This window comes from Pseudomonas gessardii, assembly GCF_001983165.1.
Taxonomy (GTDB): domain Bacteria; phylum Pseudomonadota; class Gammaproteobacteria; order Pseudomonadales; family Pseudomonadaceae; genus Aquipseudomonas; species Aquipseudomonas gessardii.
Genome location: NZ_MNPU01000086.1, coordinates 1 through 9,388, shown reverse-complemented (window position 1 = coordinate 9,388; position 9,388 = coordinate 1). Strand labels below are relative to the sequence as shown.

Here is a 9,388-nt window from a genome sequence, read left to right as displayed (position 1 = left end):
TCGGTTGATCAAGCAGGCAATCCTGCGCAAGCTGAGGCCTTGGGCATGACTAACTTGAATGGTGGCACGCTCTTCAACGCTGAGTTCGGAATAAGACATAGGGCAGCACCGTACCGGAAAGGTCAGGTGTTGCACTCAGTTTTTGCCGCCGCCGTGGCTATCGAGGTTGCATCAACTGGCTCAGCAGGACGGATACGCATGATCGGGTTCCATTATGTTGGTAGTAACAACGTTTGAATCAAAAAATGGAGATTCAATAGGCTTGCGTTGGATCTGAGCCACGCTCATTTGTGAGGCCGCAGCGTTTTTCGGTAGCTCGTGTAATCTGCCTGAGCAAGGTTAATGCTCCTTGCCTGGCTTCGGCTGAAAGGTTCTCGATCATTGTTATCTCTTCGGCAATGAGATCGCCCCTGATTTTTTCGTAGAGTTCCCTGCCCGCGTCCGTGGCCTGGATCTTCACGGCACGGCGGTCTTCGTTATCCTCAGCGCGTGACACATACCCCTTGCGTTCGAGCGCATCGATTACGCGGCTTGCCGTGCTTTTGTCTAAAAACATCTTTTCAGCCAAGACCTGAAGCCGCATGGCTCCTTTCTTGACCAGCGTTTCGACCGCGTAGCACTGGGTGACTGAAACGTCGTAGCAGCAAATCCGATCTCTATCTCGAAACTGGTAGACACGGACGAGCTGATTCAACGCCTCGTACAGATCCTCGGCATCCTGGGACAACTGGTCTTTTTTCCGCTTCGGCATAATCGTCACAAATTCGTTGTTAGCCGCAACAATAATCTGGGGGATGCAGATCGTCAACAAGCCTCCGCTGGCTGATGACAGGAAATCTGTCGCACTAGCATGTTGTGCCCAACAGCCAAAAAAGAATTCAGCAAGTGAGCTTTGTGGCCCAATCCTGGCACCTCTTAGTGTTGGAAAAATTCGGCCCAATGCTGCTGTTGAACTTGCTGTACTGGTTACAGCTGATTTGCGTTGTGATCAGCTCGTCTTCCGACGAAAAGTCGTCCGACGATCTGACGAGCGCTGCCCTTACACGCTGGTGACCGGCGACGCAAAAATATACGCTTTACCGAATATGCGATAAATCATATATTCGATTCAACGTATGTGTCGAGATTGCCATGTCTGCCCCAATCAAAGTGCTTTTCATCTGCGTTGCCAACTCTGCCCGCTCCCATTTAGCAGAAGCATTGCTTCGGCACACAGATCCGCGTTTTGCCGCTTACAGTGCGGGCTTGGAGCCAACCAGCGTCGACCCGCGTACTGTCGCTGCTCTGGCCAATGTCGACGTAGATGCATCCGGACTGCATAGCAAATCCATTGATGAGCTTCGCGACGAAAAATTCGATTACGTCATCACGCTGTGTGACAAGTCCGCACGGGAATGTGCATGGATGCCCGCCGCTGGCGAAGTCATCACTTGGGATTTCGCAGATCCGGTCACCAGCGATCATCCCGACGCGTTTCGCCACACACTTCATGACATCCATGAGCGCATTAAGCTCTTCGTCTTGGTCAAGACAAAACACTTGGAGGATCTATGACAGAGCCTATGAATCCCACGGCACTATTCAAGTGCTTGGCAGATGACACTCGAACCAAAATCACACTGCTCATCGTGAGCGAAGGAGAGCTGTGCGTATGCGAGCTTACCGCTGCGCTCGACCAGAGCCAGCCCAAGATTTCTCGCCACTTGGCGCTGCTTCGTTCAGCGGGACTGCTGATGGATCGTCGTCAAGGCCAGTGGGTTTACTACCGCCTGAATCCCGGCCTTCCTAGTTGGGTGAGTGCAATTCTGAAGGACGTCGTGGATGCGAATCAGGATTGGCTAGATACCGAAGCCAAACGACTAAGCGACATGAATGCTCGTCCTATCAACCAGCTCGTATGTGGCTGATCTGCTTCCAAATCGAGTGATTGAAATGTTGATTGCCGTACTGATCTTTATTGCCACCATCGTCCTGGTGATCTGGCAGCCCAAAGGGCTGGGTGTTGGCTGGAGTGCAACCTTTGGCGCTGTACTCGCGCTCTTGACTGGAGTGGTCACTCTTGCGGATATCCCCGAGGTGTGGCACATCGTTTGGAATGCCACTGCAACGTTCATCGCGGTGATTATCATCAGTCTTCTGCTCGATGAAGCCGGCTTTTTCGAATGGGCAGCATTGCATGTCGCACGCTGGGGCGGAGGCAGCACTCGTAAGCTATTTGCTTTCATCATCCTACTGGGTGCTGCGGTATCAGCATTATTTGCTAATGATGGTGCGGCATTGATTCTCACGCCCATCGTGATCGCAATGCTATTTGCATTGCGCTTTTCGCCCGCTGCCACCCTCGCATTCGTCATGGCGGCCGGTTTTATCGCTGATACCGCGAGTTTGCCTCTGGTAGTTTCGAATCTGGTCAACATTGTCTCTGCGGATTACTTCAAGATTGGGTTCAGCGAATACGCATCCGTCATGGTGCCGGTGAATCTGGTCAGCGTTGCGGCTACGCTGGTGATGCTGATGTGGTTCTTCCGCAAGGAATTGCCCAAGACTTACGAACTTGCTCAGTTGCATCATCCTAAAGAGGCGATACGTGATCGTCCGACTTTCATAGCAGGCTGGTGGGTTCTAGCTCTGCTGCTGGTCGGTTTCTTTGTCGTCGAGCCTCTGGGCGTGCCGATCAGTGCCATTGCGGCTGCCTGCGCATTCATTCTTTACGTCATCGCGGCCCGTGGACACGCCATCGACACCGGCAAGGTGCTCAAGGGCGCGCCATGGCAGGTGGTGATCTTTTCCCTGGGCATGTATCTGGTCGTCTACGGCCTCAAGAACGCCGGTTTGACCAACCACATCGCCCAGATCCTGAATGTATTTGCCGGCTACGGTGTCTGGGGCGCGTCCTTGGGTACGGGGCTGCTCACAGCCTTTCTGTCTTCAATCATGAACAACATGCCCACTGTCCTGATCGGTGCCTTGTCCATTCATGCTGCCGAAGTCGATGGCGTCGTTCTTCAAGCAATGGTGTACGCCAACATCATTGGCTGCGACCTGGGGCCGAAAATCACTCCCATCGGTAGCCTGGCCACGCTCTTGTGGCTGCACGTGCTGGCCAAAAAGGACATCACGATCAGCTGGGGTTACTACTTCAAGACCGGGATCGTGCTGACCTTGCCCATCCTTATCGCCACCCTCTGCGCCCTGGCATTGCGCCTCAGCTTCTGAATCAAGGAATCTACTGATGAAAGTCTTGTTCATGTGTACCCACAACAGCTGCCGTAGCATCCTCTCCGAGGCACTTTTCAACCACCTGGCGTCAGAGGGCGTGGAGGCGGTCAGCTCAGGAAGCTTTCCCAGCGGTCGAGTGAACCAAAGGGCATTGCAAACGCTGGAGGCTGCGGGCATTTCCACGGCAGGCTTGAGCAGCAAAGCTTCGGATATTTTTGAAGGCTCTCCACCAGACATCGTGGTAACCGTATGTGACCGGGCAGCGGGTGAAGCGTGCCCCATCTTTTTCGGGCCAGCCTTGAAGGCCCATTGGGGTTTGGCCGATCCGTCGGAAGCCACTGGGTCGGAGATCGAGATCACAAAAGCGTTTGACGCCACTCTCGCCAAAATTCGCGAACGCGTGAGCGCGTTTCTTGCGCTGCCGTTGAAAACCATGAGCCCTGATCAGCTCAAAGCTGAACTGAACCGTATCGGTTCGCTTTGAAGAGCAATGGAAGTTGTGCCTACTTGGCGCATCCCTAGGAGTTTGTATGCAAGATACGCTGCCGAATGTCCAAGCCGAGCTGCTTGACATTCCAACCCTGGAGCAACTGGCGCCTCGCACGTCCTCACTCCATAAACCTCGAATCCTTCTTCTGTATGGGTCGACACGAGAGCGATCCTTCAGCCGGTTGGTGACCCAGGAGGCCGCTCGACTTCTGGAGCAGTTTGGCGCTGAAACAAAGATATTCGATCCGTCGGGCCTTCCGCTGCCGGATGATGCACCCGACACCCACCCCAAAGTCGCGGAGCTGCGCAAACTGATGCAATGGTCGGAAGGCCAGGTGTGGTGCTCTCCTGAGCGACACGGCTCCATGAGTGCGGTTTTCAAGGCTCAGATTGACTGGGTTCCGCTGGCGATAGGTGCTGTACGACCTACGCAAGGAAAGACCCTTGCGGTGATGCAAGTCTGCGGCGGCTCGCAGTCCTTCAACGTAGTTAATCAGCTGCGGGTACTGGGGCGTTGGATGCGCATGTTCACCATCCCAAACCAATCCTCAGTAGCTAAGGCCTTCACCGAATTCGATGAGACGGGCCGGATGAAGCCGTCCTCGTACTACGACCGTCTGGTCGACGTGATGGAAGAACTGATGAAGTTCACGCTGTTGTTGCGTGATCGCCAAGATTACCTGGTTGATCGTTACTCCGAGCGTAAAGAGTCCGCTGGGGAGCTATCCGAACGCGTCAACCAGCGATCCATTTGAGCCTCTCAACAGCGAGACATCAGATATGAATCAGATCACGATTTATCACAACCCGGAATGTGGCACTTCCCGCAATACCTTGGCATTGATCCGCAACAGCGGTGAAGAGCCAACGGTAATTGAGTACCTGAAAACCCCACCTGATCGGCCAACGCTAATCAGGTTGATCAAGGATATGGGTATAGAGGTGCGGGCGCTCCTCCGTATCAAAGGCACGCCGTACGAAGAGCTTGGGTTGGGCGATCCGTCACTTGCCGATGACCAGCTCATTGACGCCATGATGGCTCATCCCATCCTGATCAATCGTCCCATCGTCGTGACCCCCTTGGGGGCACGCCTGTGTCGTCCGTCTGAGGCTGTCCTCGACCTGCTTCCACAAGAGCAGCGCGGCAGTTTCGTCAAAGAGGACGGACAGGTCGTTGTGAAAATTGATGATCTGGGCCGTAAAGTCTGATCCCACGTAAGCGATACGCAGCAAACGTAGGGGGGGATGGTGGTGAGTCATAATCCGAAATTTGATGTCGTGGTTATTGGCGGCGGCCAATCCGCGCTTCAACCCTCCGCTCCTCGTGCTGATGAATGGCATAGATTATGATACTGTATACATATACAGTTATTGGGTTCGTGCAGCCTTACTGATCGGTAGGTATTGGAGCCCTTCGGTGATATCTGATATCGAGATAAGCCCTGAAGTTTGCTGGGTAAGGTGCTATTTTCAGTGATTCCATATTGATACTATCGGAACGGAATTCGACCTATGATTACGCTGAAAACTGCCATTATTCACAGCTTCAAGAAGCTGGCCAAGACCAGTTTTATCTCCGAGGTGGTCAAGAAGGATGTGGCGCTCGATACTGAAAATCCCGCGTTGCATTTTCTGGTCAATGGTATCCACGGCCTCATCGGCAAAGAAGGCAACAGCGTGGTCTACGGCCAGTTTGCCGATGATGACCGTCAGGGACCGTTTCCAGAGCGCTTCACCGCGTTCGTAGAAGTACAAGATGATGAAGCGCGATTTATCGACTTGACCCACTTGGCAATGGACCAGTTGGTGGAGCAAGCCGGTAATCAAGTCTTATCGACCGGTGGACACATCCTTTGCGCTCAGTACACCGCAGGTGCAACCGACTTTTTCCTGGTCGCCAGCATGAAGGAACGCGGCGGTATACAGCTGGACGAGAACTATGTGCCCAAGGAAATTCAAGAGGTCGATCTCAACAAGGTTCAGCAGGCCGCCAGGATCAATTTAGCGAGCTTCGTGGCCATAAAGGCTATGGCTGCTGCGGCCGCTGCTGCGCCTGAGCAGAATGAAGATGACGCGGAGGATGAAGTGGATTCAACCTACCTGTGCTTCATCAGCCGGGGCCGTGATAGTCAGGCATCCGATTATTTCATCTCTGCACTGGGATGCGCGAAAGGAGTAGCTTCCGGACGCGCTACCAAAAATGCCATTGATAACGTTGCACGGTTTTTTCGCGACAACAAAACGTTAAAAGGCTTTGGTTACAAGGCCAAAGAGGCGGTGATCAAGTATCTGGAGGAGCAGTTGGCCGCAGGCAAATCTGCGCGCTTGGACGCTATCTGCCACGTCGCTGTCGCACACGTACCCGCTGACTTAGTGGATGAAATTGTTGGGCTGAAAGACTATTTGAATAGCGAGAAACATAAGGTGCCAGACGACTTTACGGTCAATGCGAAATCGCTGAAAGAGAAGACCCGTATCAAGGGGGACGCGGCTAACTGGTCGTTGCAATTCGAGCGTGGAGCGTTAGGTAAGGATCCGGCCGCAGACGTTTATTATGATGAGGGACGGAAAAAGTTGACACTGTCCAATCTGACTGCCGAACTGGTTGGTGTGATCGAGAAAGAACTGCTGGCCAGGGTCGGCTAAGAATGTTTTCTAATGTGGTAGCTCTCTACCGCGCCATTGGAGCGCCCACCATTGAGGACGGAGTCATCCGCTATGAGGGGATGACAACGCCCGACATTATCGGTGCGTTGCGAATGTGCGATGGCCTGCCCGCAGCCTATGGCAAGTTCGAGCATTGCTCTGAAGAAGCAGACTCTCTCGATATTGAGTTTCGCTTGCCATCGAACGAGTCTGGCCGGTTCTACGCGAACCTCGGCGAGTTTGTCGCTCGCAATGGCTCATTGGGCAAGGGGCAATTCCCGAGCAACGTATACATTGTTGAGCTCTGTTGGGCAGATAGCGATGACATCGAGCCTCCGGCGATTAAGGCGCTCAGGCGCGTCTGCCGGCTGATCGAGCTGCTTGCACTGCTAGCGATCGGTGTCGACAAAGACAGCAGCCAAGATGGTTTTAATCTGTTCTTTGCCTTGCCTCCCGATGGGGCTAAGCCTCCGAGAACTTTTCTGTTACCTACCCAGGTTGACGTCAAGGTCCTTGACTATGAGCTCAATCACCTGAGCTTGTTGGAAGAAATACTCAATCGAAAAAACGAAAATAAGGCACACCTCTCCGAACGAAAATTAATGATTCGGATGGCGGTGGCTAGCGTCATCGAGAAGTTTGAGAGCGAGCCCAATCTGTTCTTGGTGATCGTGCGGGAGTGGCGGGAGGTCCTCGCCACATACCGCGCTAATCTGCAAACCTACGTCTATAGCTTCTCGTTTGAGCGGGCCCGGCGGGAGGTGGCCCAAGCTGAAATCGACTATGGCACGAAGCTTAGCGGGGTGCTGGGCGACATCGCCGGCAAGATGCTCGCCCTGCCGATATCGCTAGCGGGTTTGGTCGTGCTGGAGAAAACAACCTCAAGATTCGAAGGTTTTATCCTTGTCCTTGGGTTGGCAGTGGTTTCTGTGGTTCTGCTTGCAATCCTTCACAACCAAATGCTGCAAACGGAGCGCCTCCTACACAGCTTCAATGTCATTTTCGATGATTTCAAGGACAAGATAAAAACATATCCCCCGAAACTTCAGGGGCTGCTCAGGATCACCATCGATCAAGTCGACAAGCAAGGCCGAACCCTCACCAGGACCTTTCGGTTGCTGAAGGGGTTGTCCCTGCTTCCAATCGTCGGTGCTTTGCTGCTAGCCGCGATAAAATACTGGGACGATTTCTTATGGCTGTTAAAGGCTATCCTAGCGATGGTATTTTCGGTACTCCACGTAGCCCCTAATATTCTCAGCCTATAAGGCTTTTGTAACACGTTCCTCGTCTCATCTTACTGCGCTCAAACCACTCATCCATATGGAGCAGTCCAAGCAGCTGTCCATAATATAGATGAGATGTATTTTTAATAAAAAATCTTGGGTATTTCGTGAGAAACTCGAGTTGATCTTTAATGCTTATCTGACATATTCAGCCTACTCCGCCAATAAGTTAAAATTCTAATAGCCGAGCTCACCAGTGCTGAGGGACACCTTACGCATATGTAATATTCGCGGCAGCTTTCTGAAAGGCATCACTGGTTATCCTCTAGTCAGAAGTAAGTGAACACTAGGAGAAAATCATGAAATCACTAAAAGCTTTTTTTGCCGTTTCCATCTTGACCTTGTCTTCTTTGGCCATGGCTGAAGGCGGTGGTGACCGTGTTTATGGTCGAATGATGCAAGAGAACCAGAAGGCGATGGAGCAGTACGCTTTAGAAAATGGAAAGACGACACCTGAAGTTGTTCATTATGAATATGGAATGAACCTCGATGTCCAGAAGGTAATCAGTACTACTCAAGCCAATAAAACCTGTGGCGTAGCTCCTTCGCGCATGACCTATGAAGATTCGGCGGGCAAGCTCAACACCCTGGAATACAAGGTTATGGGTACTAACTGCCCTCACGGAAGCTAGTTAGCGTTGGCCCTAGCTGCGCCAGTTTGTTCGGTATGTTTCGAGTCTGCTTACTGTTCGCTGACATAGAAGTAATTTTCAGGTCACGCTGGAGTTATCTATTGTATGAAATTATGTCTGCCGGCACGTAGGAGAAATCCTCACGTGCTGGTGGCTTTTTATAATTATAAAAAATATTTCATAAAGAAACTCTGCCAAGCTAAAGCCTGGAGTGTTAAATGAACAATAAAAGCATTTATGGTCTTTCTCTCATTGCCCTTGGCATGAGCATGGGGCAAGTTGCAGTAGCTGTGGAGCAAAAGCCTGAAGGGTTCATTGAGGGGAGCACCTTTAGTATTCTCAATCGGAATCTCTATCTCAATCGTGATTATCGAAAGGGCCAGTCAAGCCCCACGGGCAATGGTTACTCAGCCGAATGGGGTCATGGCATCATTGGCCGATTCGAATCAGGCTTTACTCAAGGAACCGTAGGCTTCGGCATTGATGCGTTTGCAATGGAAGGCCTCAAGCTCGATTCAGGTGATGGTCGCTCGGGAGCCCGTAGCTCAGTCGATGTCTTGCCGCACAATAGCAAAGGCCAACCTGAAGACTCCTACTCAAAAGTAGGCGGGGCCGCAAAAGTGCGTTTCCTGGATACAGTCGTCAAGGTAGGCGACGTATTTCCATCGACGCCTGTCGTTGCCTATGGGGATTCCCGACTCCTCCCTGAGAGTTTTCGTGGCGCAACGTTTACCAATACCAGCATCAAAGACCTGACCCTTCAAGGGGGTCGGCTGCATGCGATGAGCCAACCCAATTCCAGTGGCATGCGTGACGGCTTTTCGACTTTCTACGCCGGTGCAGTAGATGCTCCGTGGATCGCTATCTAGGGGGCGATTACACGGTCAATGAGCACGTAGGTGTGAGTCTTTACACCAGCCAATTCAAGGATGTGTGGAACCAGTATTACGCAGGCACCACATTGAACTATCCGCTCTCAGACAGCGTATCTCTGTAAGCGCTCCATAAACCCCACCTTCAAATGACCCAAGTACGACCTGATGCTGTGCTCCCGATTTTCTTTCTGGAGCCAGCCCATGATGCGCCCCGATCCCAAGGTTAAAGCCGTTTATCTTTATC

At 52.2% G+C, this 9,388-nt stretch carries 11 protein-coding genes and 1 pseudogene; 10 read left to right on the top strand and 2 right to left on the bottom strand.

The annotated features are described in order from the left end of the window. Together BLL38_RS29155 and BLL38_RS29150 are read right to left on the bottom strand one after the other, a co-directional pair. Positions 1-99, bottom strand: a 99-nt coding sequence (locus tag BLL38_RS29155) for a helix-turn-helix domain-containing protein (RefSeq protein WP_130898222.1), incomplete at its 3' end; no start/stop codon positions are given. Between the two features lie 154 nt (positions 100-253). Then, the gene (locus tag BLL38_RS29150; RefSeq protein ID WP_025992770.1) at positions 254-751 is read right to left on the bottom strand and encodes a MarR family winged helix-turn-helix transcriptional regulator; all 498 of its coding nucleotides are present in this window, start codon (positions 749-751) and stop codon (positions 254-256) included. A 380-nt stretch (positions 752-1,131) separates the two neighbouring features. Between BLL38_RS29150 and BLL38_RS29145 the strand changes: the two genes are divergently transcribed. The 10 genes and pseudogenes from BLL38_RS29145 to BLL38_RS29100 all read left to right on the top strand — a co-directional run. Further along, complete coding sequence (locus BLL38_RS29145; RefSeq protein WP_019334875.1) at positions 1,132-1,554, top strand: arsenate reductase ArsC; 423 nt, start codon at positions 1,132-1,134, stop codon at positions 1,552-1,554. After that, the gene (locus BLL38_RS29140) at positions 1,551-1,907 is read left to right on the top strand and encodes a metalloregulator ArsR/SmtB family transcription factor (protein ID WP_032901556.1); all 357 of its coding nucleotides are present in this window, start codon (positions 1,551-1,553) and stop codon (positions 1,905-1,907) included. Before BLL38_RS29145 ends, BLL38_RS29140 begins: the two co-directional genes overlap by 4 nt. Positions 1,908-1,932: 25 nt before the next feature. Continuing rightward, positions 1,933-3,216: an arsenic transporter gene (locus BLL38_RS29135; protein ID WP_038444690.1), complete on the top strand. Its 1,284-nt coding sequence runs from the start codon at positions 1,933-1,935 to the stop codon at positions 3,214-3,216. A gap of 16 nt (positions 3,217-3,232) precedes the next feature. Beyond that, positions 3,233-3,703 carry an arsenate reductase ArsC gene (locus BLL38_RS29130; RefSeq protein WP_038444687.1) on the top strand — a complete coding sequence of 157 codons (471 nt, stop codon included), beginning with the start codon at positions 3,233-3,235 and terminating at the stop codon, positions 3,701-3,703. A gap of 46 nt (positions 3,704-3,749) precedes the next feature. Next, the gene (gene arsH, locus BLL38_RS29125) at positions 3,750-4,463 is read left to right on the top strand and encodes an arsenical resistance protein ArsH (protein ID WP_038444684.1); all 714 of its coding nucleotides are present in this window, start codon (positions 3,750-3,752) and stop codon (positions 4,461-4,463) included. Between the two features lie 25 nt (positions 4,464-4,488). Then, positions 4,489-4,917 (top strand): arsenate reductase (glutaredoxin), encoded by a 429-nt coding sequence (gene arsC, locus BLL38_RS29120; RefSeq protein ID WP_019334880.1) that lies wholly within the window; start codon positions 4,489-4,491, stop codon positions 4,915-4,917. Positions 4,918-5,220: 303 nt separating this feature from the next. After that, the gene (locus BLL38_RS29115) at positions 5,221-6,354 is read left to right on the top strand and encodes a nucleoid-associated protein (protein WP_038444681.1); all 1,134 of its coding nucleotides are present in this window, start codon (positions 5,221-5,223) and stop codon (positions 6,352-6,354) included. 2 nt (positions 6,355-6,356) lie between these two features. Beyond that, entirely contained in the window at positions 6,357-7,619 is a 1,263-nt protein-coding gene (locus BLL38_RS29110) for a hypothetical protein (RefSeq protein ID WP_038444678.1), read from the top strand. A gap of 317 nt (positions 7,620-7,936) precedes the next feature. Next, complete coding sequence (locus BLL38_RS29105; RefSeq protein WP_019334883.1) at positions 7,937-8,269, top strand: DUF2790 domain-containing protein; 333 nt, start codon at positions 7,937-7,939, stop codon at positions 8,267-8,269. A 218-nt stretch (positions 8,270-8,487) separates the two neighbouring features. Continuing rightward, a pseudogene (locus tag BLL38_RS29100) lies at positions 8,488-9,263 on the top strand (OprD family outer membrane porin); the annotation flags it as partial. Positions 9,264-9,388 lie beyond the last annotated feature (125 nt).